Genomic DNA, 26,288 nt, shown 5'->3' with positions numbered 1-26,288 from the left:
AATTGCTGTCTTGTGAGACTTCTTACTAGAGTCCCCCGCAGATGGTATGATATGCAGGCACACAAGCAGTGATCCCCGTAAAGTTGAGTCTGCTTTCTAGTACGCTCATCGGTGCGTTTTAGAAAGTCCCGAATTGCGAGATTCAGCGAACGGATGTCCATTTGTCTTGATTGATGGTCTGGCTCTGTCTGATGATAGAGGAATAATTCCGGGAGACAGTGGTAAACTGAACCCGAAAAAATAAATGTATGGAATCACCGATTGCGTGAAGTGTCTGCAATTGTAGGGCTAGAAATCTATTCCTTAGACGACTGTAGCAGTCAGGGTTTTAGGGAATATTTCTGCTGATCACTGCATTTTGAAATTGGGGAACGGAACAGGGTGCTTGTAGTCGAATAGAGTTGATTCATTAGGTCTAATTTGAACTTGGGTGGAATCATAACCCAATCTTAACCGACATTTTTCCCGTTCCCCCTTGTCAATTTGGGCTTACAGTCGGACACTAAACTTGGGAAAACATTGGCAGATCAGAGGTAGTTTTTGTGAAAAAAGTTTTATCGATTATTTTAGGTGGCGGTGCTGGTACTCGTCTTTATCCCCTAACCAAGTTAAGGGCCAAGCCAGCAGTCCCCTTAGCAGGTAAATATCGACTGATTGACATTCCTATCAGTAACTGTATCAACTCGGAAATTCTTAAAATTTATGTTCTGACTCAGTTTAACTCCGCCTCTCTGAACCGCCATATTTCTCGGGCTTACAACTTTTCAGGCTTCACGGATGGGTTTACAGAGGTTCTCGCCGCCCAACAAACTGTAAGTAACCCCAATTGGTTCCAGGGTACTGCTGATGCCGTTCGTCAATATATCTGGCTATTTGCAGAGTGGGATGTTGACTATTTCTTGATTCTATCAGGCGACCATCTCTACCGCATGGACTACCGAGAGTTTGTTCAGCGTCACATTGATACGAAAGCAGATATTACCCTGTCTGTACTTCCCATTGATGAGAAACGGGCTTCTGATTTTGGGTTGATGAAGATTAATGATACTGGCCGTATTATTGATTTTAGCGAAAAGCCCAAAGGCGATGCCCTGAAAAAAATGGCTGTTGACACCACCACCTTAGGACTTTCCGCCGAAGAAGCGAAGGAAAACCCCTATATTGCGTCGATGGGGATTTATGTATTCAATCGAGAAACTCTGATTAAGTTACTCACTGAAAATACCGAACAAACTGATTTCGGTAAAGAAATCCTGCCGAGTGCCGCCCCAGACCACAATGTTCAAGCTTATCTGTTTAACGATTATTGGGAAGATATCGGAACGATTGAAGCGTTTTACAATGCTAACTTGGCGTTAACGCAGCAACCTCAACCTCCCTTTAGTTTCTACGACGAAAAAGCCCCTATTTACACTCGTTCTCGGTATTTACCGCCGTCTAAAATTCTCGATTGTCACATCACAGAATCGATTATTTCCGAAGGGTGTATTCTTAAAAAATGCCGAGTTGATCACAGTGTATTAGGCCTGCGTTCTCGCATTGAAGCGGGTTGTGTGATTGAAGATACCCTTGTTATGGGTTCTGATTTTTATGAACCCTTTGCTGAACGTCAATCTAATATCCAACAAGGTAAAATTCCGATGGGAATTGGTGCCGATACAACGATTCGTCGAGCGATTGTTGATAAAAATGCTCACATTGGTAGTAATGTTACCATCACCAACAAAGAAGATGTCGAACAAGCAGACCGCGAGGAACTTGGGTTCTATATCCGCAGTGGAATTGTGACGATCTTGAAAAATGCTGTTATTTCGGATGGAACGGTTATTTAAGTTTAGCGTTCTTCAATGAGCAAACTCATTTTAATGATTGGACTTCCTGGAAGCGGGAAGTCTTTTTTTGCCACCCAACTTCAAATCAATCATCCTCAATATCAACTCATTTCGACTGATACTATCCGGGCGCAACTGTTTGGTGATGAGGGAATTCAAGGGCCTTGGTTAAGGGTTTGGAGTCAAGTTCAATATCAATTTAAACAAGCCGTTGGAGAAGGCACAGACGCCATTTATGATGCCACAAACACCCAACGTCGTCAACGAAAAGAGGTGATTACTGTAGCACGAGAAATTGGTTTTGATCCGATTTTTGCCGTTTGGGTGAATACTCCGTTAGAAATATGTCTGCAACGCAACCAAAACCGCCTTCGCCAAGTCCCCGAAGAAATTATTCTCAAAATGCACCGTCAGTTAACCGACGTTCCCCCTTCTCTATCAGAACCTCTCGATAGTTTAATTGTCCTCTAAAACCTGTAGCTTCCGCCCAGATATTACACCCACTTGACAAGTGTAATACAAAAATACTACAATTAAATTATACAAACGCTGTTATACAAACAAACTACTACAACCATGCCCTACAAACCCTTAGAAATATCAACACCAAAACCCGTATTATCTTGGGCAAATCATTCCTTAGCCTCCCAAGAAACCCAAATGGCTAAAAATGTCGCCTCCCTACCCTTTGTGTTCAAACACGTGGCATTAATGCCGGATGTACACTTAGGAAAAGGTGCGTTAGTTGGGTCTGTCATTGCCACCAAAGATGCAATTATTCCCGCAGCCGTGGGGGTCGATATTGGTTGCGGAATGTGTGCGGTAAAAATGCCGTTTTCAGGCGAACAATTAGAGGGAAAACTGAAGCAAATTCGTCTGGAAATAGAAGCGGCTATTCCAGTGGGATTTAACGCCAATAAAGATATCGAAAAATCAGTTAGCAATTGGCAAGGTTGGCGACAGTTTAAAGACTTACATTCAAAAGTTCAAAACCTCGAATCAAAAGCATTAAAACAACTCGGTTCTCTCGGCAGTGGAAATCACTTTATTGAACTGTGTATCGATAGTGAAAACGCTGTTTGGTTAATGTTGCATTCCGGTTCTCGCAATATTGGAAATATGCTAGCCCAACGTCATATTGAGAGTGCCAAAGCCTTAGCTAAACTGGCAGAAATGAAGCTTCCTGACCCAGATTTAGCTTATTTTATTGCCGGAACTCCTGAATTTTCTGCGTATTGGCGAGATTTACAATGGGCGCAAAATTACGCTCGTTATAACCGAGAAGTAATGATGGCACGGTTTAAACGAATTGTTGAACAAGCAATTGCTGGAGGAAAGCCAACAAAACCGCTTTTAGAAGTCAATTGTCATCACAATTATGCTGAAAAAGAAGTGCATTTTGGTGAGGATGTTTATGTAACTCGTAAAGGTGCGGTGAGGGCGCAAGAAAATGATTATGGGATTATTCCCGGTTCAATGGGGGCAAAATCTTTCATTGTGAAAGGGAAAGGAAATGCTGAAAGTTATTGTAGCTGTTTTGCGACTGGAACTAAGGTTTTAACTGAGTTTGGTTTGATGAACATAGAAGATATATTCAATTCATCTCTACCTATAAAGTTAATCTCCTATAACGAAAAACTCAAAAAGTTTGAGGCTAAAAATATTTTGGACAAAAGTGAACGGATAGCCTCCGCGAACAAATATTCTTTTTCTCAAACGAGACGCCGATTAGAAAACACAATTACCTGTACTCCCAATCATCCTTTTGCAACCTACCAACAAGGTATATTATCCTATCTTCCCATAGAAGATATTACTTCATTCCCCGGAGGAGCCATCGTACCCACAAATATAAACATTCCCTCTAGTTTGTCAGCAGAAGAACAAGATCTCAATTTTTATTACTTACTTGGTGTTATCTTGTCTGACGGTACAATATACAGAAAAGAACGGAAAAATGCACCCCAAATACAGGATAGAATCCGCAATGGTAAATACTTAAATTCCTATATTCGGATTTACCAGTCCCAAGAACCATCCAAACAACCTTTCATACAGCATTTAGAGGAACTATTTAAGTCCTACACTGCAAAGGTTTCTTCTCGAATACAAGCACCAAGAACTTCTCATTTACGAGGACGAGCAATAACAGGTGTGGGACTGGTTGAGTTAACCATAAGTGAACTGTCTTTTGTCGATAAAGTTCAACAGATTTTACCAGATTTACCTAATATTATGATGGGTAATCCATTTTTATCCCTCTATTTTTTAGCGGGCTATTTGGATGGTGATGGAAGTTATAACAAGGGAATTGTGTCTATCAGTGTCGGCAAAAATGAGATGTTTTCTACTCTAGTTTGTACTCTTTTGTCTCTGGGTGTGGCTTACAAAGTTTACCGTAATAGGACTAACTATGTTGTAGAATTTCGTGATAATATTGTATTGAGCAAATTGTCTTCTATGTGTCGCCGACTTGTGATTAATGAACCCCCATCTAGAATCTATTCTGATAAACTACTATTGGCGAATTCAGTCGCAGGAGGAACATTGCAGTGTAAGAATCTCGCGACTATGGCTAGGTGGGGAAAGATGGTAGACATCTCGAAGTTTAAAGGGGAATCTCTTGATCGAACTTTGGTAATGAATAGAGTATTTAAAGTTGAATCAGACTTGAAAAAAGCCGTCTACAACTTTACCGTAGAAGACAACCACAATTATATTGTCTTCACTGAATATTACACCCCATTGCTTGTACATAACTGTTCGCATGGTGCCGGACGTCTAATGTCTCGAACTAAAGCCAAAAAACAGTTTACGGTTGATGATTTAGTTCAGCAAACTGCTGGAATTGAATGTCGAAAAGATCACAGGGTTATTGATGAGATTCCCGGTGCTTATAAACCCATTGAGGAAGTGATGAACCAACAATCTGATTTAGTCGAAATTGTTGCAACTTTAAAACAAGTGGTTTGTGTGAAAGGGTAATTTTATCGTGCTTCACCCCCCTAAATACTGTTAGTCCTCCTCTTTCTTCCTGTTGCTGTCAAGACTGGGGAGGACTGTTTCTCGTGAATAATTTTTTTGTCATGCGCTAGGTTATTATTAACACCTTTTATATATCCTAGCAGATGATGTCTCAAGGCTTAATTCCAAATTTTCCGAATGTTAGTTTGGTTGCTTTTTATGGAAATAAATCTCCAGAATTTACGAGATTAATTCTAGAATTACAGCAACAGTTGTCTAATTTACTTCCTGGCGTTTTTGAATGTTATCCGTTAGAGTCTATTCACGCGACTCTTTTGGGTTGTGAAGGCGTAAAAACTGAACAAGGAATTTTGAGTCAGTGGTTTTTGGAAAGACGAGAAGAATCTCGAATTGTTGATTTTCATGGTTTTCTGAATTTCATCCAGAATTGTTCTCAACTTCCAATCAATATTCGGTTTGGTGGCTATGAATTTTCAGTAGACTATGGGTTTAATAGTGGTAGTAAACATCCCTATGAACGATCTTTTTGCTTTCAAAATAATATTGCTGTTTTGATCGGATGGCCGATAAAGATGGAAACAATTATGATGAATATTGATCATCTCCGTCGTTCGGCTGAAACCTATAATTTACTGCATAAATATCACGGAAATCCAGATAATATTGATAATGATTGTTATCTAAGAATTGGACTTTTAAACTCTACGATTTCAGTAGAAAAAAGGCAGGAAGTTGAGCAAAAAATCCAGGAACACTTAAGAATGCGATCGCCTTTAGAACTAGCTCTCAGTTTAGAGAATATAAGTTTTGTACAGTATAATGATTATACCCTACCGTTGGCAACAACACAAGTGATTCCCCTCAAAGAGGCAACCCCAGAAAAACTAGAACAACTTTATCCGATTTTGAACAAGAACAACACTTAATCTAACTTCTGAGCTTTGAAGTTTAAATACAGTCCTCTGGCATTTTCCGATAACATTCTTCGAGCAATATCTTCCGCTTCACTAACAGTTAAATCTCCATCTTTAATACTTTCTTCGAGAACTTGCTTTAAAATTTCTCGTCCCCATTTTGCACCCAAATAATAGAGTTCAGGAATATTATGAGCATCAGAAGAATACATTAACTTTGTCGTGGGAGAAAGCTCTAATAACTGTCTCAAAGTTGAACGCATCCCCATCACACTTAAAAACGGAACCGCTAAACCAAAATCGAGGTAAACTTGGGGATAAACTGAGGCGAGATATCCGGCTTCTCGGGTGTAAGGATAAGACGCATGAAGCAAAACAATGGGAGCATCACGCCAACGTTTTTCTTCGAGTAAAGGACGCAAAAGCACAGGATTTCCGACAAATAAATCTAGGTCTGGATCACCAAATCCGGTATGAAATTGAACCGGAAGTTTATATTTGGCGGCGACTTCTAAGGCTTGAGTAATCAAAAAATCAATTAACGGTTTATCAACTAAGCGAATTGGAGATTCATCTGCCGCTTTTTTGAGTAAAATAAAACGGGAACGTGCAAAATCAATCGGAGTGATTTGAATATCTAAACCTGTACGGTACGCAGCAATACTTTTAAAGGCAATGACTTCGCTTGGAGGTGGATCGATGGCTTGTAAAAACAGTTCTAAAAAAGTCTCAAACTTAGAGGCTTGACTGAATAGATTTTCGGCTAACTCCTCCAATCTTAAAATTTTTTGGGTGGGAATAAATTGTTGATGCCATGTCCAGGGTAAAATTTTGTCTGCTAAGAATCCATCATCGAGGAATAAGGCTTCTAAATTTGCAGCGTTTAAACAATGTTGGGTGAGTTTTTCTAAACCCAAATTCTGACGACAAGTTAAAATTGCGGTTTCTGTGGGTTCACAGTCTAAGAGTTGAGCAATATCACGAATACTGCGTCGATAAAACAAACTATGACGCGCATGATGAGCGAGAATATCAGGATCATATCCTTCTGTAAATGCAGCCACATAGGGCAAGTTTAAAGATGCTTCTGTCGTTAATAAATTGTGAGCGTGATGGTCAATGACGGGAATATCCCAAAGATTCATCATGGCAAATTTCAGGGTCAAAGTTTAAAGGAAGGAGGCATTGTTTGATATCCTCCCTATCCTAAGATACTCTTAATTCGGGAAAATTGTTGTTAGTAGCGATCAATTAATAACTTAACTTCTTGTTCAAGTTGCCAATCTTTCATGGCATTCCACTCCGCTTGACGCACTGCTAGATAAGCCGCCGCTAAATCTGAACCCAAAGCCTCAATTAACACTTGATTGTGTTGCAATTTTTGGATGGCTTCCCCTAAATTTCTGGGTAAACGATAGATTCCTCGTTCATTCCGTTCAGATTCGCTTAAAGTCGCAGGATCAACGGTTACAGGTTCGGGTAATTCCAATTTGTGACGCACTCCATCTAATCCCGCAGCAATGATACCCGAAAGAGCAATATAAGGATTAGCCGTCGCATCCACGGTTTTAAATTCTAGGTGAGTTGGACTGGGGAGTTCGGGGTTTTGGGGAACTCGAATGGCGGCTTCTCGGTTATCATATCCCCAACAACAGAATGCACCACTCCAGGTTTGAGGTTGAATACGTCGATAGGAATTTGGACTCGGAGTTGTTAATGCCATTAATGCGTCTAGATGCTTGAGTAAGCCAGCCACAAAATGACGCGCTAGGGGGGAAATTTTTCCGGTTTTATCGGGTAATAAATTGTTTTCTCCTTGCCACAAACTCAGATGCAAATGAGCGCCACTTCCGGCTTGATTGGGGAAGATTTTAGGTAAAAAAGAGGCATAAAGATCATGTTTTCGGGCGATGGCTTTGACAGTTTCTCGAAAGATAATCTGCTGATCGGCGGCGATCGCTGCATCAGTGTACAATATAGATATTTCTTGTTGTCCGGGGCCAGATTCAGGATAATATTGTTCTACAGAAATTCCTTGAGCAATTAAGGCTTCAGCAATTTCATCAATCGTTTGTTGTTGTAAGTCCATTGATGAAGTTGTTGCAAAAACAGTGTCATCTGCGGGAACAATTTCACCGGATAATGATTTGAGTAAATAAAATTCATTCTCAAAAGCGGCTTTGATTTCTAACCCCTGATCTGTGGCTGTGGCGATCGCTCGTTGCAGGCAATCACGGGGACAAAATGACCAGGGTTGTCCATCTTTGACCATATTTCCCATCACCCGAGCATGACCTATAGCATAGGGTATAATCGTTAGAGTATTCCAATCCGGTACAAGACGAATTTCTCCGACTGGCCCGAGTCCGACTCCTGAAACAGGCGCATCAAACATCACAGGAATGGCTTGTTGAGCAGCAGAAATACCAACACCGTAAGTAGAATAGGTTCGGAGTCGATTGCGATGAACGGCTTTCGCTCGAATGATATTGGCGTTATCGCACCACAAAATCCGAATAAAGCGCACCGCAGCTTGGTCAAGAGTGGAAAGAACGCGATCTTGCATCTGTTTTCTCGTAGTAGGTCGGAATGTCAACAAGTACCGCAGTCTTTGAGCAAACGGCCTTAAAATGAGATAGTATAATAGTTTGTCTTGTAACAATAATTTGAGTAATTCTCATGGCGGTTCCCAAGAAGAAAAAGTCCAGATCTAAGCGTGATATGCGGAAAGCGCATTGGAAGCGCAAAGCTAGAGTAGAAGCCGAAAAAGCCCTTTCTTTAGGGAAATCAATTCTGACTGGTCGTTCCAAGAGCTTTGTCTATCCGAGTGACGAAGAAGAAGAAGACGACGACGAATAAGGCTATTGTACTGCTAGGTATAGGGGTTGGCAGCAGCCAGCCTCGGTGTACTTTTAATCTCAACATTGATCAACTTCTAGAAATTCGGGCTTCGGGCAAAATTAACATTGCATCTCCAAACGAATAAAAACGATAGGGATGAGTAAAACCTTCAGCACTTTGAGCGATCGCGTCTTGGTACAAGTCTAACAGTCGTTGACGACCGATGAAAGCGGCGACTAACATCATTAAGCTAGACCGGGGAAGGTGAAAATTAGTAATTAATCCATCAATCACCTGAAATTGATAACCGGGATAGATAAAAGCATCTGTTTTTCCACTGTAGGGAGTTAGTTTACCTTCAGCCATCGCTACTCCTTCCAAGGTTCGGACAACTGTGGTGCCGACTGCTATGACTCGCCCCCCATTGGCTTTGGTTTTCTGGATTTGTTTTACCGTTTCTGAGGAGACTTCGATCCATTCCGCGTGCATTTGATGAGTGGTAATATCTTGGACTTCTACGGGGCGAAACGTTCCGACTCCGACGTGTAAGGTGACAAACGCTTTGTGAATTCCCTGATGGTGTAAGCGTTCAAAAAGTTCTTCAGTAAAGTGTAAACCCGCTGTGGGTGCTGCAACAGCCCCCGGTCGTTGGGCATAAATTGTTTGATATTGTTGCGGAAAAGCTTGTGATTGGTTAACGTAAGGGGGGAAGGGAATATGACCAAACTGATCTAATTGTTCAATTAAAGATTGTCCTTGAGGAAGATTAAATTCTAATAACCGTCCGCCTGTGGTTTCGTCTGTGTCTACAACAGTTGCACTCAAAGGTTGTAGAATAGAATCAGGAGCTGGGTGAAGCGGTTCAAATTCAATCCGAACACCGGGTTTGAAACGTTTTCCGGGTTTAACTAAAGCTAACCAAAAATTGGGTTTTTGTTCTTCAAGCAATAGGATTTCAACAGAACCCCCACTCGATTTGTGACCGTAAAGACGAGCGGGAATGACCTGAGTATTATTGAAAACCAATAAGTCATCTGACTTCAGCCAATGGGGAAGATCCCGAAAAATACGGTGATGGTGAGAAGTGAGTGAGTCGATGACTAATAAGCGGGATTGATCTCGAGGAACCACCGGATTTTGGGCGATTCGTTCCTCTGGAAGTTTGTAGTCGTAACCTTCTGTCGTCCAGTCGAGTTTGTTTATTTCCATGGTGTTAAGAAGTCGGGAGAAAATTTGTTACCCCATTCAAAATAACTTTGGGTAGAATCCCCCATCTTAAATCGGGTGCTTTTCCCCTGGCAAGAGTAAGTTAATCTCGCGACCATAGAAGTATAAAGCAGTAATACCGATAGAAGCACAGAACCCGCCCTGTTTGCTCCGAGTCGTAACTTGGAAAACCAAGTCAAGCGATTAAATGGCGGGAGGACTATGCGGGAGATGATGATTGATGGAATACCTCTACTACATTGCCAATACTAGCCTGACGCTGAGAGTTGTGGATCATTTGCATACTCAGACCCAACTCCCTGTTCGGCTTGTTACAGTAATCCACCAAATTGATGGATGGATTGTCAAAGTCAAAATGAGTCAGTCTCTCACTGCTAAACAGCATGGAGATTTTAGAGCGTTTATGAGTGAGTTAGGAATCCCTTACGAACCCAATATTCGCATTAAAATGGCATTGTGGGGCCTAGAAACAGGACAGTCTCCCTTGAGTGTGATGCGTCGCTATCAAGTAGCTGTGGTGTCTCATGGCAAACCCAATCGAGAAGATATTGAAGCCTTCCGAACTCAGTTTGTGCAAGGTTTGGGTTATTGTCCAGAAGCTCTGGCTTAGAGTGACCCCTAACTGTTATCTCCAAATGCTGATTGAATATAGCTTTGAATGATAAGTTGATAGCCTCTAAATTCTATAGGTTGGCCTTTAGTTAGGGTTGGAAATGATGGCTTCTGAGCCATTGATTTAGAATCAGAGTTAAAATTAAAAGCTAAAGAGCGATCGCATCGAACTAAAGCGACATCAAACCGACACGGGGAGTCAGCGAGTTCGGGGTGGTCGCTTAAAAATGTTTGTGCCGATTTGATCAGTTTAGCTTGTTTGTTCGGGGTAATCGCTAAAAGACCATCCGAATCCCAATTGCGTTTGCTGCGGGTTTTCACTTCTACAAAAATCACAGTGGAGTCTAATTTTGATTGGACTTTTGGATCTTTGACTTCTCGCGCAATCAAGTCAATTTCTCCCCACCGACAGCGATACTGATGAAAGAGAATCTCCCAACCTTGTTGCTTTAACCAGGCTTGTACGAGTTGTTCTCCCAAAGTCCCAATTTTTTGAGACTGGCTAGAAGAAGAATTACGGCTCGAAAAGGGAATAGTCACGGTAGGATAAAGGTTGATTTCAAATTTGTTGGTTTACTTGATTAATAGTGATGGGACTCAAACCCTCGAAAGAGTTGGGATATGAATAGTAATATGTTCTCGCGATTTCAAAGGATTAGTTTAGCGATTCTCGTTGGACTTTGGCTCATTTTAACTGGAATTACGGCTCAAAGTGCAGGGGCCGAAAACTACGAGAAGCAAACCCTGATCGAGGCTGATTTTTCTGGACAGGTTCTCACAGACTCTGAGTTTGACTTTGCGAACCTACGAGACAGCAACTTCAGTCATAGTAACTTGCGGGGTGTGAGTTTGTTTGGCGCAAAGCTACAACGAACCAATTTTGAAGGGGCGGATCTCAGCTATGCCACTTTAGATACTGCTCGCTTAAATAGAGCAAACCTCACTAACGCTATCCTGGAAGGGGCTTTTGCCTATAATACTGATTTTTCGGATACGATGATCGCGGGGGCTGATTTCACCGATGTTTTATTACGTCGAGATATGCAAGAAAAGCTTTGTGCGTTGGCTGAGGGGACTAACCCAGTGACGGGACGTAATACTCGCGATACGCTCTATTGCAAATAATGGCTCGATAGCCTGAAAAGCTTTTAGATTCAAGTTTAATGCTTCACCCTTACTGATGGCGGGGTGTTTTTTTTCGTTCAGTGGCTCGGACTCTGGGGTTAATAGTAAACTTTCCTGATAAAAACAGATATCTTATGATACAATCGTTTGTCGAATCTTTAACTTAAGAATTAGTTGCATTAACCGCTTAAGTCTATATGCAGAGTTCAGACTATTAAACCTCTGCCAGTTCATTATGTCAAGGAATAAAGCCGCAATGAGTAAAATTACACGACGAGTATTTTTAGCAAGTGGAACTGCTTTTGCTACGGTAACATTAGGAGAACTTCTCAGTAAAAGAGGCAGTTTTGCCGATCCGGGAACCATTAACCTCTATTCATCCCGGCATTATGATACAGATAATCAACTTTATCAAGGCTTCACAGACAAAACTGGGATTAAAGTCAATCTGGTTGAAGGGGATGCTTCCCAGTTAATTGAACGGATTAAGAGCGAAGGTGCCAATAGCCCGGCGGATGTTCTGATTACTGTTGATGCCGGGAATCTCTGGAGAGCGCAACAGGAAGGCATATTTCAGCCCGTTTCTTCTTCAGTCTTAAATAATGCAATTCCTGCAAATTTACGAGATCCAGAAAATCGATGGTTTGGTCTATCCAAACGGGCGAGAGTGATCATGTACAATAAAAATAAAGTGAATCCGGCTCAACTCTCGAGCTATGAAGATTTAGCTGATCCTAAATGGAAAGGGAAGGTACTGATTCGCTCGTCTAATAATATTTACAATCAATCTTTAGTGGCATCGCTTTTAGAAGTTCATGGTGCCGCAGATAGTGAAAAATGGGCTAAGGGTTTTGTGTCAAACTTTGCTCGTCCCCCAGAAGGAAATGATACGGCTCAAATTAAAGCGGTGGCTGCGGGTGTAGGCGATGTTGGTATTGCAAATAGTTATTATTTGGCTCGTTTAGCGAGTTCTAATGATCCTGAAGATCAGGCGGTGGTTCAAAAGGTGGGGATGTTTTTCCCGAATCAACGAGAACGAGGAACTCACGTGAATATTAGTGGTGCTGGAGTTGTTAAATCAGCGCCCAATAAAGCAGGAGCGGTTAAGTTTTTAGAGTATTTGGTGAGTCCAGAAGCTCAAAAAATATTTGCTCAAGGAAATCATGAATATCCTGTTGTTAGTGGCGTTCCGGTTTCACCTGCTTTAGCTCAATATGGAACGTTCAAAAATGACTCTATGAATGTTGCTGCTTATGGTCAGAATAATGCTGAAGCTATTCGGTTGATGGATAGAGCCGGTTGGAAATAATCTGACTCTCAAGCATATTTCTGAAGAAAAACAACGGGGATAACCTAAAATCTAAATGGCTTTTGGGTTATTCCCTCAATCATTTTGACTTGATTTATGAGTAGTTAACCGTTTTCTAGAATCAAGCTCAACTGAGAGTCAAGAAATCTAACTAATTTGCTTCTTGGGAAATTAATTCAGATGATTTGAATGAGGGTGAGAGGGCAGTTAAATCAGTGGCTTGCCGAGATTGGCGCTGAGTGCTAGCTAAAATCAGGGGTAAAGCTAGACAGATCATACCATTAACAAAAGCGAGCAATAAACCTGATAATAAACCTGTATCCATGATTGTACCTGATTAGTTTATATCCTTAATTGTAATTTATTTTCGCTATAATTACAAGAAGTATGGCAATTTATTTCTGGTTTACAAATATCAATTTTTTGTAGAACTTATAAGCAAACTCAATTAACACTGTTCTATAAACTGCTGCAAAGCCTCGCGATATCGAGAACCTCCGGCTTGACGAACATCATTATGACCTGCACCGGGTATAATTAACAGTTGTTTGGGTTCAGTGGCGCTGGCAAATAAATCATGACTCATTTCGACTGGAACAACGCGATCGTGGGTGCCGTGAGTAAATAGAATCGGCATTTTTAGCTGAGAAACTTTAGCGATCGAGTTAAAAGTTTGAGTTAACAAAATATCAATGGGGAACATCCAATATATTTTTTTAAAATCAACCATCTTCCGAATTGAAGTAAAAGAACTTTCAATAATTAATCCCGCTATTTCTGGATGTTTAGAAGCCAAATCAATGGCAATCGCTCCCCCAAGAGAATGACCAAAAACAAAAATATTATGAGGCTCAATTCCCCGTTCATGGATTAAGTAATTCCAAGCGGCTTCGACATCTTGATATACTGTTGCCTCTGAGGGGATACGTTTTGTGCTGCGTCCATATCCTCGATAATCGATTAAAAATACCGATAAATTCATCAGATGAAATTGTTGAGCATAATCCAAATTTGCGCTGATATTACTGCGATTTCCATGACAATCTAAAATTACTCGTTCTGCTTTTAAGGAAGTCGAAGGAGAAGGAATCCACCATCCATGAACCTGTTCTCGCTTTCCCTTTTTTGTGGTGATCGGTAGCCAAACTTCTTGATAAGATAAATTAAATTCTTCTGGTGTCGCTTTGATTTTTCTAGAGGGGAAAAAAATAAACTGACTTTGAGCAAAGCGAAGAATAAGACAAGCAACGGTGTAAGCGAGTGCAGATCCTATAGCTAAAATGAGTTCCAGTCGTCCTAAAAGAATGGGAGTTGTGTCTGCCATACAAGCTAATTTTGCAAATCTCATCAAACCGTCTACTATTATAAACGTATTTGTAAATAAATTGATAACTCCTGCACGATCAATAATCCTAGATTCGTCTGTTTTTCAGAACTATTAAACAGAAATTAAGGCACTTTTGTCCCTGTTCTTCCCAATCATTAATAAATACTGTTTCTATAAATAATCTGGCTAAGATCTGGAGTTTGTAAATCGTTTGGCTTATTTGAAAGTTCCTCAATATTATCAGTAGATTATTATTGAGAGGGAAAAGTTTTGAGATTAGCCAGATTTAGATAATTTCTGTAAAATTTACCTCACCTCTCTCAACTTTAAAATTTTACCCTATGGTCAACTGGGGCCTCTATCTCCCTTACCTGGACTGTCAGGTTCAATCTTTTCATTTTCATTTGACGTCGGGCCTCGGTCTACCTTAGCCGGATTTTCAGTTGTTTCTGGGGTAGGTTTGCTTGGGCCTCTGTCACGACCTGGATCATCAAATTCAATCTTTTTATTGGGTGTAGGGCCTCTATCTGTACGACCTGGATCACCCCGAGATTGAAAAGTTTCTTCTGGGTTTTGATTTTCTTGATCGAGCTTTTTTTCTTCGTTCATATTAAAATAGTAGCTCATTCAATGCAAACATTTTAGTATTATACTCTGAATTACTCCTCGATTGATCCTAATGCTTTTAGCGCTACTTTTTGGGCAGAAGTTAAACCTGTTGTTGCGGTAATTTTCATCCCTTCATAGGGTCGGGCTAAAATCATCGTATTTAGACATTCTCCCGTTGTCATTTCCCACAATTTAATCGTTTGATCATCACCACCACTAGCGAAAATTTTACCTTCAGGAGAACAGGCGACAGACCAAACCGTTTGGCTGTGTCCATGACAAGTATAAACACAGTCTCCAGTGGGCAAATTCCAAACTTTTACCGTATGATCATCACTGCTACTAACTACTTTACTCCCATCATAATTAAACGCAACTGACCGCACTCGTTGTCGATGTCCCATCAGTGTTTGCACACAGTTTCCCGTTTGTATTTTCCAAAGTTTAACCGTGCGATCGCCTCCTGCACTTGCCAATATTTTACCATCTGGACTAAACGCCACACCCAATACCCAGTCCGTATGTTCAGACAAAGTTTGTAAACAAATTCCCTGTTTTATATCCCAAATTTTTAGGGTTTGGTCATCACTTCCACTTGCCAATATTTTACCACCAGGACTAAACGCCACCGACTTCACCCGATGCAAATGTCCGGCTAAAGTTTGTAAACATTCTCCCGTTTTAATATCCCAAATTTTTACGGTTTTATCGCGGCTTCCAGTTGCTAACAAACCCTGACGACTACAACTGACTGAATGTACCCAACTTTCGTGACCCCAAAGAGTTTTTAGACATTCTCCCGTTGTTATATCCCAGAGTTTAACGGTACTATCATCACTGGCAGTTGCTAATAGTTGACCCAGGGGATGAAAGGCGGCTGAGGAGACAATATTTGTATGACCTGTTAAGGTTTTTTCGCAGGTTTTAGTGTGAATATTCCACAGTCTAACTAAACCATCTTCACTACAACTAACTAACAGTTTACCATCAGGATTGAACGTCACAAACGACACCCAATTACTATAAGCATCTAGGGTCTTTAAACATTGACCCGAAGCAAATTGCCAAAATTTAACGCTTTGATCTTGACTCACACTAACTAACGTTTGACCATCTGGACTAAACCCCACCCACCACACTAAATGACGATGTTCTTGTAAGGTTTTGACGCATTCACCTGTACTAAAATCCCAGATTTTAATCGTCTGATCATTGCTTCCGGTTGCGAATTTTTGACCGTCTGGACTAAACGCCACCGCCCAAACTCGTTCTTGGTATCCGGCTAATATTTGTGTGCATTTTCCGGTTTCTATATCCCAAAATTTAACGGTATTTCCATCACTTGCTGTGATTAAGATTTTACCCTCTGGATGAAGTGCCATTGAAGACATCCAATTGACTTGTGTTTTTAAAACCCGCACACATTTTCCGGTGGTAATATTCCAAAATCTCACCGTTTCATCTTCACCACAACTGATCACTAAACCGTATTTTAAATGAAACACAATTGCTAAAATTCGTCGATAGTGACCTGTTAAAACTTGTAAACATTTTCCGGTTTCTACATCCCAAAGTCGAACGGTTTTATCATTACTTCCACTGGCGATCATTTTCCCATCTTCACTGAATGCGAGAGACTGTACCCGACTATTATGACCTCGTAAGGTTTTCAAACATTGACCTGTTTTTACATCCCAAAGTCGAACGGTTTGGTCATTGCTTCCACTCGCAAGAATGTTACTATCAGGACTAAAACTAACGGCCATTACCCAAGCTTTATGTCCGGGAAGAATAGATAAAGGTCGTCCTTCATTGATTTGCCAAAATACAATATCTTCATCAATTCCAGTGGCTAATAATTCACCATCGGGACTGAGGGCAATTGATAACACACCGCCCACCGTTTGAGTGAATACACATTGATTGAGATCGGCGTGAGAAAAGTTAACTCGATGTAAATTTACACCTTGTAAATAGGCTTGCAAAACGGTTAAATTGGAAAAGTCTAAATCACTGAGGGGTAATTTTAATTCGATTAGAAGATTGAGAAGATTTCCGGCTGCATATCCTCGTTTTTGAACAGAACGCGATCGCAATTGTTCTAAGCGTTGGGTTAAACATTGATAGACGGCTTCGGGATGGGAAAATAGGGTTAATAATTTTGCGCTAAGAGGTTTGAGAATGAGACGAATTTGGGCGGTTCTTAAATAGTCTTTGGTTTGGGCTTCTATTAAAGCATGAGTATCAAAAAGATTAATGTCTCCGGTGGTGATTTCTGCAAAGACTTTCTCGATCAATTGTTCGGTGATATACTCCATTACAACAGGTTGCTGTGTAAATTGGGCGGATTGTTTTTCGATCAGCGATCGCTGTTGTAAAGATTCTAAGGCTTCTAATAAGTCTCGTTGAGAAAAAGAAGTCACTAAAGCGTGTTTGAGTTGAGAAAAAGACATCCATTCTTGATGAATTGCTAGCCAATACATCACCTGTTGTTCGAGAGAGGATAAGCGACTAAACTGTTGATCGAGTAAGTCGGCAATATCTCCAAAAATAATCGTTCCTTCCGCTAAAAACTGACCAACATCTCCCTCAAATAGTTCGGCTATAGTCGTTGAGACAATTTTTAAGGCGAGAGGATTTCCAGCATAGGATTTGGTTAATATTGTAGCATCTTCTGGCAATATTTTAAAGCCTTTTTCTTGTAAAAGATACTGACCCGCATCTTGTAAACCTTCGAGTTGCAAAGAACGAATCGGTTGATTATTTCCCTCTCGATATCCAATTCCTCGGGGTTTTTCTCGACTGGTTAATAGCAAACAACTTTGATGTTGGGTTTCTCCAATACTTCTAAATAGTTGTCCGTAACGTTCATAACTATCTCGATAACTCCCCGCCCGTTTGTTGCTATCGAGAATTGACTCAACGTTATCTAAAATCAATAAAAAACGAGAGTATTGGAGATATTGAATCAAGGTAGAAATTTGTTCATCAACCGTTTTGGTAAGTTGGGTTAATTGTTCATTGGAGACGAATTGAATTAACTCGGTTAGTAATTTTTCAAGAGGTGGTGCATTGCGGAGACTTCGCCAAATTAATCCCGAAAATTCACCTTTAATTTGTTGAGTAAGTTTCACCGAAAGGGCGGTTTTTCCCATTCCTCCCATTCCCAACACGGTGACTAACTGACAGCGTTGTTCTAGAATCCAATTCGTGAGAGTAGAAAGTTCAGTTTCCCGATCATAAAATTCTGCACAATTTGGTGCTTCTCCCCAATCTTGACGCGAACTAACTTGATTGATACTAATATTATTGTTGGGTAAAATTTCAGTCGTTTGTGTTGGGGTTATTTCCAGAGTTGACTGCTTAGATTTCGGTGAACGTCGTTGTTCCCACTGTCGATCAAATTCTGCTAAATTTCCGGCTATATCCCGTCGATGATGCCATAATTTTAAAGTAAAGTGCCAATGATCTGATCCTTGAGTCGAACAGCGATTATCTTCTAATATTTCGAGAAAATCTTTGAGACGTTTTAGACTCTCTTTGAGTTGAGTACAATTTAACTTTTCTTCTTTACCGATTTCGGCTGTCAATGCTTCAAGATATCTCACCTTTGTACGGACAACCAATTGTTTCTCTGTTTGCCAGTTTACCTGAATCTGTGACTCAAAGCGATCGCATTCTCCAAACTCTCCATTAGCGTAGGTGATCAAGACTTCCAAAAGGCACTTTGTCCGTTTTTTAGACTGTGGGCCATAGTTAGGTCTTGGCATAGATACATCCCTGAATTATTTAATTTATTATCTCAAAAATACACGCATCAACCCAGTTTTTCAAGAGAATCTCTAGATTTCAAGTCAGTTGAGTATAAATCTCAGTGAAAAAATAGCGATACGCACTCAAATTTATAGTAAATTGTAGAATGAACATTTAATAGCTGTCATTGATCCGGTGAGATACGAACAATCCCCCTAAATCCCCCTGCTTCAAAAGGGGGACTTTGATCCCCAAACCGTACCTCATCAGCTTGAGAAACGCTATAATAGCTGTCATGTTGAGTGTAGCGAAACATCTATATTATTCTTCGTTTAACTCAGAATGACAAAATATTTCACCTTTTTAATAACAACAACAACGAGGTCAATTAACGTGGCAAATATTAATGAATTAATCGAGAATTTACAACAGTTTGACGAAGACGAACTCAAGATAAAATTGGGGACGTATGTTCAGGAATTGGGAGATAATTTGAATGAACGAGGTGCCATTAGCGATCTAGAAGAAGTCAGTCGGGGAGGGGTTCCGAGGGGGCCGCTGGCGGATAAAGCCTTAGAAATTGGCGAACGTTTATTAAAAAAAATGAATGCAGAATCCTATGATTTGTTGTGTGGAAATCCCTTCGGAGATCAGGGGGAAATGTTGCAAACCATTGAAGCTGCAATGAAGGAAAACACCACAAAAGCCGCAGGTTTAATTACTCCTGTTTTAGTGACAAATTTAGGGTTAGCACCCGCAGTTGCAGCGATTGTGTCAACGTTAATTGTTCAAAAAATTGCTAAATCAGTCGGGGAAACAATTTGTTCAAGTTGGGAAAAAACAATCTAAAAATAACAGGAAAGAGCGCAGAAAAATGATTCAAAAGGGCGCAAGCTTTGCGCTCATAAAGTTGAATATATTATCACTTATTCAGGCTGTTTCTATTTAGGGAAGGAACATCATCACATAAACGGCGATCGCTCTTACTAACATTAGGGTTATTCTGCAAATAGTCCCGCATCCAATTGCAAGTGTATTTCCTTAGCCCACCTACATCTAGATCGAGATCCAAATTCCAAAGTTTCACCGTTTTGTCATTACTAGCTGAGGCAAGTCTCTTACCATCAGGGCTAAAAGCTACTGCGTTAACCAGATCGTTATGCCCATAGAAAGTTTTGAGCAACGTGCCGTCTCTGTTCCAAAGTTTCACCGTTTTGTCATAACTTGCTGTGGCAATTAGCTGACCATTGGGACTGAAAGCTACTGCCTTAACCTGATCGTTATGTCCTACGAGAGGTTTCAGTTCTATGCCGTCTCTCTTCCAGAGTTTGACTGTCCCGTCCGCACTTGCCGCAGCAATTATTTGGTCGTCGGGTTGCTTATCGGGACTGAAAGCTACTCCCAACAATGAAGCACGTTGATCTCGGAGAGTTTGCTTAAACGAACCGTCTCTGTTCCATAGTTTCACCGCTCCGTCCCAACTCGCTGAGGCAAAAATCTGGCCATCGGGGCTAAAACTTAGACCCGAAACAGTAGCATTATGACCTTCGAGGGTTTTCAGCAAGGTGCGGTCTCTGTTCCAGAGTTCGATCTTCCCATCGACATCCCCAATAGCAAATATCTGGCTGTCAGGGCTAAAACTTACAGATTGAACTTCTTTAAGCTGTGTTTCACCCGTATGCCCTTCTAGAAGTTTTCCATCAGAACCGTCCGCTCTCGAAAGTTTGACGGTTCTATCCCCAGCCGCCGAGACAATTAACTGACCATCGGGACTGAATTCTAACGCAGTAATCGGTCCAGACTGCCATTTTTCAGTTTTCTTTAGGAGCGTGCCATCCTTTTGCCAAAGTGTTACATTACCATGTCCACTTGTCGTGGCAATTGTCTTGCCATCAGGATTAAAACGTGCTGTGTAAACTACATCCGAATCATCTAAGATTGTCAACGGTGTGTTGCCTAGCTTCCAGAGTTTCACCGTTCCGTCATCACTTGCTGAGGCTAGGATGTGACCATCGGCACTGAATCCCACCGCACGCACTGTATTTCTATGTCCTTCTAGGGTTTTCAACAATGTGCCGTCTCTGTTCCAAAGTTTTTCCGATCCGTCATTACTCGCTGAAGCAATCATCTGGCTATCAGGGCTGATACTAACACCCCAAACCTGACTCTTATCTCCTTCAAGAGTTTTCAACAAGGTGCCGTCTCTGTTCCAAAGTTTCACCGTTCCGTCATTACTCGCTGAAGCAATCATCTGACCATCACGGCTGAAATCTAATGCATTAACGGGATCGCTATGTCCTTCCAATGTTTTGTACAACGTACCATCTAGCTTCCAGAGACTTACCTCATTTCCCCAAGTTCCTGTAGCAATCATCTGGCTGTCAGGGCTGAATCTGACTGTCATTATAGCTTTGTTATATGTTCTATTATGTGCTTTGAAGGTCTTGTGCCAACTCCCATCACTCTTCCAGAGATTGACTGTTCCTTTTCCTTCTAAATCTCCCCTTGCAAACATCTTGCCGTCAGGGCTACAATTTAACACGGGAAGCAAAGACTTTTGCTCCAAAGTTTTGCAAAAATTGCCATTTGACTGCTGCACTATAGCATTGACTTCATCAAAAGTATACTTTTTCTCCAGTCTGCCATCTAAATGCCAAACGGCTATTCCCGCACTATCCCTTGTGACAATCATCTCGCCGTTGGGAGTAGACTGGAAATCTAATGCCATAACAGGACGACCTTGTGTTTCCAGTCGGTTAAGTTCTTGCACGGTATAAACTACCTTTGGCAGTGTTATTCTCAACTGCTGGATCTCTGCATCTGGCTTAAATAAGGACAAAAGCCAGTTGTCAAGTAACTTTCCTATCTGTAAAACATCTAGCAACGCTTCTAACTCGTGTTTCGATAGCCGCTTTTGTTCTGTAGATTGTCTCAAATTACGGATTTGTGCTATCTGCGTATCTCGCAGACCTATTAAAGCCCAAATCGTCAAACTACTCAATCCCAGCATAACGGCGATCGCAATTCGCCACCGCCAGCTCGCATTTTTTCGCCTTTGCAAAGTGCTTTGCTTTACAAACTTAACTTCTGTTTGATTCAACCAATTATCTTTTGAGTCTAATGTTTCATTCAATACATTGAGATAAGGATTCCCATTCCACAAAAACTGTTTAGATTTCTCGCTCGACGACTTTTGTTGATCATCTTTCTCTTTGGAAGACTTTTTTTGATCGTGCAATCGCCCAAATACTTGAGATAATAGAGCCGGAATTTTATTCACTCTGTTTTCGATAGTCAAAAGTCGTTGATCTAACCAATCTAATACCGGATCAGTTTTGTCTATAATTCCTTTCTGTGCTTCTTCGGGCTTATTTCTTGCTCGCTCATCCCATTCTTCAGCCGCAACAGTTAACCGTCGTTGTAATAGTAAACTTTCCTCATACTTCTGCTTCCAGGTTAATAACTTTTGCCATCCTGATACCAAAGCATCATGAGCAGGTTCTACATAATTTTTTTCCTCGGAATCTGTTCCTTTCACCAGTAACCGTGCTGCTGTAAAATTATCGATGACTGTATCAACTAACTCTTGTTTTTCTGGTGGATATTCTAGTTCAGATAATGGCACACGCCGACGGACTAATTCTCCTCCACCCAGAGCAATCATTCGCAGCATAACATGACGAATCACTTGCTCGTAAGCTAAATCTTTTGCAACTAATTTATGATCTTCTTCATCAGCCTTTTGAGTAAGGGATAGAATGACTCCTCCTAAGTCTTGATAATCTTCTTGAATCATTGTCCGCTCAATGATTATTCCTTCAATTTTTGCCTGGCGTTGTCGCTCTAAATACTTGAGATAAAGTTCACTCAAGGCAAAAGAAAGTAGAGGTAAAGCACCCGGCATATCTGCCACTTCATCAACAATTTTTTCAACCAATTCTTGGGGCTGAAAAAACATCACCCGTGCTTCTGCTGGTTTCTGAATGGCTTCGCGCAATTCCCCTCTCGTCATTGCCGAAACCATAAATCGTCCGTTTTGCCACCGATTTTTTAGCTCAGTTTGCTTGACGCTATAGCCTTCAGGGATAAACTGAAAACCTGCATCTCGAACTTGAGGTTCAAAGTCAGAACGCAGAGAGAGAATAACTCGTAATTTATCTCGATGAGCATCAATGGCTGTCAGTATTTGTTGGAAAAATTGTTGACGTTTTTCCTCATCTTTACACAGGGTAATAATTTCTTCGCTTTGGTCAATAAAGATTAATAGCTTTGTATTCGGGTTATCTTTCGCCCATTTCTTAATACTGCTTGCCAAATTTTGCTGTGGATTTGTAAATATTACTTCTGGTAACTTAGCTTCTTTCAACGCATTGTTTAAGGCAATTAAGGGAGTTTCACCGGGACGAATGGGAGGTAAAATACACCATTTATTAGTTTCATATTTTCGTAATTTAGGAATTAAACCCGCTTTGACTAAACTTGATTTACCAGAACCGGAAGCACCTAGTACGACTGAGAGTGCCTGATCTTTTATAAACTTATGTAATTCTTCAATCAGTTCAGTTCGACCAAAAAAGAGTTCGCTATATTTCTCATCAAAAGATTCCAAACCTCGGTAGGGATTATTATCTTGATTGAGTGGTGGAGCGGGTTTTAATTTCTCGGGTACAAAACCGGGTAAAGTCAAAATAAACTCCCCTCGGTCATGCTTTGGTAACGGCCAAAGTCCAGCGGTTTGTAATTCACTCAAGCCATCTTTATCGATTAAGCGATCACGCAGATACAGATAAAGTTCCGGGGCTGTAATTATCCCATCCTTAGTAAAATCTGCCTTTATATCCTTCAAGCCATTAATGAGAGCTTTAGCAAAAGGTGAATGCTGAGAGTCTGGTGCTATTCCGCGCTCATCAGTATAGTCTAGGGCTTCTTGATTATGAGCGGCGGAGGTGATAGCTTGCCAAGCCGGATAGCGAATAAAGCGGTCATAATGTTCTCGGTGAATAGTTTCTAATTCTGGAATTACATTTCGATGACTTGACCAGCGAAAATTCCCCGCAAAACAACAATCTAATACCACTAATAAATGATGGCATTCAAGTTTAGAAAGTGCCTCATTTAGCTTCTTCATCGGGAGATAAGTTTCCCAATTTCCTAACTGAGCATCTTGAGGAATTATGGCTCCGGCTGGCCCGTCTTCACTATTACGAGCAATGCCATGTCCAGCAAAATAAAATAAGAGGCGATCGCCTTCTGTTGGCTTAATTTTTTGAGGCAGTGTTTCAAACAAAAGTTGATTAAATTCAGTTAATGTTGCTTCACGAGAATCTTCATGCTTACCTGGAAAGAGGCGAATGATTTGATATTTGTATTCTTTCTCTAAAAGATTAGCAATGGCTTCTGCATCATTAACAGCAGTTTTGAGGCGATGAATTCCATGTTGGTAATTATTAATACCAATAACAACTGCGATGTTGCGATTAAAATGGGTTCTGTCTAAACTCCAAATCATAGCTGAATCTCCAAATCAATGACTTGATTTCCAGGAATAAAAGGGCATCTCAAAATACAAAATTTGCTTGAAATATAAGTTGAGATGCGCCTAAACTCAAAACTTGCGACAAGACAACTTTCAGAGTTCCTTTTAACGACTTACACCTTTTTTGACCACCAATGTTAGCTGTTCTGTTGTCCATTCTTCACTTGCATAAGCGGCAGAGCTGACATTTTTCGTGGGAGGGGCATCTTCACTGGCTAAAAAAGTTGCTAAGAACTTAGCGAGGGGAGTGGTTGCTTTTCCCGCATTTTTAGATTGAATGGGTTGATCTAATGCAGGTAGTTCTAGCCAGTCAAAGCTTGTTCCATCGATGGTGGCAAAAACTTTCAAAATATCTATTCCTTCTTGAGAGCCATTCGGAAGACTGGTTTTAATCGGCCACAGAATGTCTCGTCCCTTATCTAAGGGTTGAAAAGCGGCACCGTTTGGATAGCCTTTGACAATACTCCAATCTGGCTGGATTGCAAGTACAGTGATATTGAGGGTTTGGTGAGATTCATTGCGAATTCGCAGGCAAGCATATTGATTAACATCAAGGGTCGGGATGTTACCCACCGCGTTAAAGGGTTGTAATTCTAGCTTCTCGCCCGGTTCGTAATTGTTGGGTAATGCACAGAGTTCTACTGTGATTTTTCCTTGTAGGGGAGACATAGAATCATGATTATCCAGGTCTATTGTAGAGCGATATTTAGACAAATGCTTCAAGCGTTTAACCAGACTAACTGCGGCATTTGAATCATTAACTTTGAGAACAGGTCGCAAGTTCGCTACAGGCTCTCCTGCACTATCGGAAATGACATATTCATCTGCTGCAATAGACACCTGATAATCAACCGTTTCATCGCTAGACACTAACTCAACCCATCCCTTGCTTTCTGACATTGCTGACTCAATCGCTTGCAGTGCAACTTGTGAATTGATTTCTGTAGAAGGGTCTATTTCTTGTGGTGGTAATAAACGGACTTTACGCACAAGTTGGACATTAGGATGCAGCAGCAAAGCGCAAGCACTGGAATCAATATCCTCTATTTTGCTCTCTCCCAACATTTCAGTAATCGTTGCCCAGCATTTTCCCCCACCGAGTTGTGTAATTTCAGCTAGTGCTACTCGCCGATCAATCTGGGTTAAATCTGCTGTAGCTGGATAGATGGCAAATTTTGCACCTTTACGCAAACCTTGAACTTGACCTGCACCTAACTGAATCTGTTTTTGGTCTGAATCAACTTGGATGACTGATACAGTTAAGTCAGAGTCCGTGAAATTATTGCCGAAGAAACTGCGATCGCTTTCTCCTTGCAACATCGGTGTTTGTTTTTCAAACTGGGTATGAACTTTACCAAAAATGTGATTGTGAAGTGTTTTGGCAGCAACTCCGGTTCCAAATTTCTCTAAAGACCTTAACAGCCAGTACGTTAATGCTCCATGACGTTCGCCATCAAAATCAGTCTCGTAAGCATACTCATTATCTCGACAAGCCGCGAGTAAAGTGTAGCCTTTGGGTTCTGGTAGCCAACCACTACTGGTAACATTGCGAGTATTTTGGTTGTTCTGTGCCAAACTTTGCCAGGTTTGAACCAGTTCCTCTTGAGATGCAACTAAACTCTCTGTTGGTCGTGGCGTGGTGTCAACAGCACCCCCTGATGCTCGACGAATATCGCAATTCTCTCCAATTTTCCGCGCCGCACCTCCAGAATGACAGCTATCGAGAGCGACTGTCACCACTAAGCCTTTATCGACCATATTTTGCAGGAGTTTTGCTAGCTCAAGGTCCCGGAGATATCGAGCTTCTGAGTTACCAATATCTGTCGGAACGAGAGACTCATCAATTCCATCTTCTCCTTTGAGATTAGGATAAACGGTCGCTGCGCGTCCACCGTGACCGGAGTAGTGAATATAAACTTGGTCTTGAGGTTGAGCTTGTTTTGTAATTTCCTGAAACTTGGCGACCATATTTTCATAGGTTGGCCACTGGTCTTTCGGTTCCGATGGCTCTGTGGAACCTTTTAGATTAGAAGCTGTTAGCTTGGTAATGTGAGTTTCGGGTACTTGTAGTCGATTTTTCAGAAAAGCTTCTACATGGTTAATATCGCGTACACATCCTTTTAAACTTCCGTAGGAACCTTCAGGTAATTTATTCGGTAGATAGCAATCAATTCCGATCAGTAAAGCGTAAAGGTTGGTTGTAGATGTCGTCGTCATA

The 26,288-nt window shown here is 41.0% G+C and carries 19 protein-coding genes; 9 read left to right on the top strand and 10 right to left on the bottom strand.

Going from position 1 to position 26,288, the window contains the following annotated elements:
* The first annotated feature begins 542 nt into the window (after nucleotides 1-542).
* The 4 genes from M595_RS10480 (at nucleotide 543) to M595_RS10465 (ending at nucleotide 5,743) form a co-directional block, all read left to right on the top strand.
* Nucleotides 543-1,832 (top strand): glucose-1-phosphate adenylyltransferase, encoded by a 1,290-nt coding sequence (locus M595_RS10480; protein WP_023066181.1) that lies wholly within the window; start codon nucleotides 543-545, stop codon nucleotides 1,830-1,832.
* A gap of 15 nt (nucleotides 1,833-1,847) precedes the next feature.
* Nucleotides 1,848-2,303 carry an AAA family ATPase gene (locus M595_RS10475; protein WP_040483908.1) on the top strand — a complete coding sequence of 152 codons (456 nt, stop codon included), beginning with the start codon at nucleotides 1,848-1,850 and terminating at the stop codon, nucleotides 2,301-2,303.
* Nucleotides 2,304-2,408: 105 nt separating this feature from the next.
* Entirely contained in the window at nucleotides 2,409-4,817 is a 2,409-nt protein-coding gene (locus tag M595_RS32880; RefSeq protein WP_023066140.1) for an RtcB family protein, read from the top strand.
* Nucleotides 4,818-4,960: 143 nt separating this feature from the next.
* Nucleotides 4,961-5,743 (top strand): hypothetical protein, encoded by a 783-nt coding sequence (locus tag M595_RS10465; RefSeq protein ID WP_040483907.1) that lies wholly within the window; start codon nucleotides 4,961-4,963, stop codon nucleotides 5,741-5,743.
* Here the strand turns inward: M595_RS10465 and M595_RS10460 are convergent.
* Together M595_RS10460 and M595_RS10455 are read right to left on the bottom strand one after the other, a co-directional pair.
* A complete protein-coding gene (locus tag M595_RS10460; RefSeq protein WP_203419056.1) occupies nucleotides 5,740-6,879 on the bottom strand; it encodes an amidohydrolase family protein in 1,140 nt (379 codons plus the stop codon). The genes M595_RS10465 and M595_RS10460 overlap by 4 nt on opposite strands.
* Before the next feature lie 89 nt (nucleotides 6,880-6,968).
* The gene (locus M595_RS10455; RefSeq protein WP_023066190.1) at nucleotides 6,969-8,297 is read right to left on the bottom strand and encodes a glutamine synthetase family protein; all 1,329 of its coding nucleotides are present in this window, start codon (nucleotides 8,295-8,297) and stop codon (nucleotides 6,969-6,971) included.
* Nucleotides 8,298-8,410: 113 nt separating this feature from the next.
* Here M595_RS10455 and rpmF point away from each other — a divergent pair, with 113 nt between their 5' ends.
* Nucleotides 8,411-8,590 (top strand): 50S ribosomal protein L32, encoded by a 180-nt coding sequence (gene rpmF, locus M595_RS10450; protein ID WP_040483906.1) that lies wholly within the window; start codon nucleotides 8,411-8,413, stop codon nucleotides 8,588-8,590.
* A 69-nt stretch (nucleotides 8,591-8,659) separates the two neighbouring features.
* On the opposite strand, the gene queA is transcribed toward rpmF, so the two are convergent.
* Complete coding sequence (gene queA, locus M595_RS10445; RefSeq protein ID WP_023066173.1) at nucleotides 8,660-9,781, bottom strand: tRNA preQ1(34) S-adenosylmethionine ribosyltransferase-isomerase QueA; 1,122 nt, start codon at nucleotides 9,779-9,781, stop codon at nucleotides 8,660-8,662.
* 238 nt (nucleotides 9,782-10,019) lie between these two features.
* Here queA and M595_RS10440 point away from each other — a divergent pair, with 238 nt between their 5' ends.
* Nucleotides 10,020-10,409: a hypothetical protein gene (locus M595_RS10440; RefSeq protein WP_023066157.1), complete on the top strand. Its 390-nt coding sequence runs from the start codon at nucleotides 10,020-10,022 to the stop codon at nucleotides 10,407-10,409.
* A gap of 8 nt (nucleotides 10,410-10,417) precedes the next feature.
* Here M595_RS10440 and M595_RS10435 read toward each other — a convergent pair whose 3' ends face one another.
* On the bottom strand, nucleotides 10,418-10,951 hold the full coding sequence (locus M595_RS10435) for a YraN family protein (protein ID WP_023066172.1): 534 nt from the start codon (nucleotides 10,949-10,951) through the stop codon (nucleotides 10,418-10,420).
* 81 nt (nucleotides 10,952-11,032) lie between these two features.
* Here M595_RS10435 and M595_RS10430 point away from each other — a divergent pair, with 81 nt between their 5' ends.
* Both M595_RS10430 and M595_RS10425 read left to right on the top strand, forming a co-directional pair.
* Nucleotides 11,033-11,536 carry a pentapeptide repeat-containing protein gene (locus tag M595_RS10430; protein ID WP_152983558.1) on the top strand — a complete coding sequence of 168 codons (504 nt, stop codon included), beginning with the start codon at nucleotides 11,033-11,035 and terminating at the stop codon, nucleotides 11,534-11,536.
* A gap of 256 nt (nucleotides 11,537-11,792) precedes the next feature.
* On the top strand, nucleotides 11,793-12,845 hold the full coding sequence (locus M595_RS10425; protein WP_023066108.1) for a Fe(3+) ABC transporter substrate-binding protein: 1,053 nt from the start codon (nucleotides 11,793-11,795) through the stop codon (nucleotides 12,843-12,845).
* Between the two features lie 151 nt (nucleotides 12,846-12,996).
* On the opposite strand, the gene M595_RS31120 is transcribed toward M595_RS10425, so the two are convergent.
* From M595_RS31120 to M595_RS10410, 4 genes are all read right to left on the bottom strand, one after another.
* Complete coding sequence (locus M595_RS31120) at nucleotides 12,997-13,170, bottom strand: hypothetical protein (RefSeq protein WP_023066098.1); 174 nt, start codon at nucleotides 13,168-13,170, stop codon at nucleotides 12,997-12,999.
* Nucleotides 13,171-13,293: 123 nt separating this feature from the next.
* The gene (locus tag M595_RS10420) at nucleotides 13,294-14,169 is read right to left on the bottom strand and encodes an alpha/beta hydrolase (RefSeq protein ID WP_023066167.1); all 876 of its coding nucleotides are present in this window, start codon (nucleotides 14,167-14,169) and stop codon (nucleotides 13,294-13,296) included.
* Between the two features lie 348 nt (nucleotides 14,170-14,517).
* The gene (locus M595_RS10415; RefSeq protein WP_023066115.1) at nucleotides 14,518-14,781 is read right to left on the bottom strand and encodes a hypothetical protein; all 264 of its coding nucleotides are present in this window, start codon (nucleotides 14,779-14,781) and stop codon (nucleotides 14,518-14,520) included.
* A gap of 50 nt (nucleotides 14,782-14,831) precedes the next feature.
* Nucleotides 14,832-18,551: a WD40 domain-containing protein gene (locus tag M595_RS10410; RefSeq protein WP_023066114.1), complete on the bottom strand. Its 3,720-nt coding sequence runs from the start codon at nucleotides 18,549-18,551 to the stop codon at nucleotides 14,832-14,834.
* A 376-nt stretch (nucleotides 18,552-18,927) separates the two neighbouring features.
* Between M595_RS10410 and M595_RS10405 the strand changes: the two genes are divergently transcribed.
* Nucleotides 18,928-19,383: a hypothetical protein gene (locus M595_RS10405; protein WP_023066168.1), complete on the top strand. Its 456-nt coding sequence runs from the start codon at nucleotides 18,928-18,930 to the stop codon at nucleotides 19,381-19,383.
* 73 nt (nucleotides 19,384-19,456) lie between these two features.
* On the opposite strand, the gene M595_RS10400 is transcribed toward M595_RS10405, so the two are convergent.
* Nucleotides 19,457-24,043: an nSTAND1 domain-containing NTPase gene (locus M595_RS10400; protein WP_023066104.1), complete on the bottom strand. Its 4,587-nt coding sequence runs from the start codon at nucleotides 24,041-24,043 to the stop codon at nucleotides 19,457-19,459.
* Nucleotides 24,044-24,175: 132 nt separating this feature from the next.
* Entirely contained in the window at nucleotides 24,176-26,287 is a 2,112-nt protein-coding gene (locus M595_RS10395) for a caspase family protein (RefSeq protein ID WP_023066147.1), read from the bottom strand.
* Nucleotide 26,288: the final 1 nt, after the last annotated feature.

This window comes from Lyngbya aestuarii BL J, assembly GCF_000478195.2.
GTDB lineage: Bacteria > Cyanobacteriota > Cyanobacteriia > Cyanobacteriales > Microcoleaceae > Capilliphycus > Capilliphycus aestuarii.
Note: the sequence above shows the minus strand (reverse complement) of the source record. Positions and strands in the feature narration are given on the sequence as shown.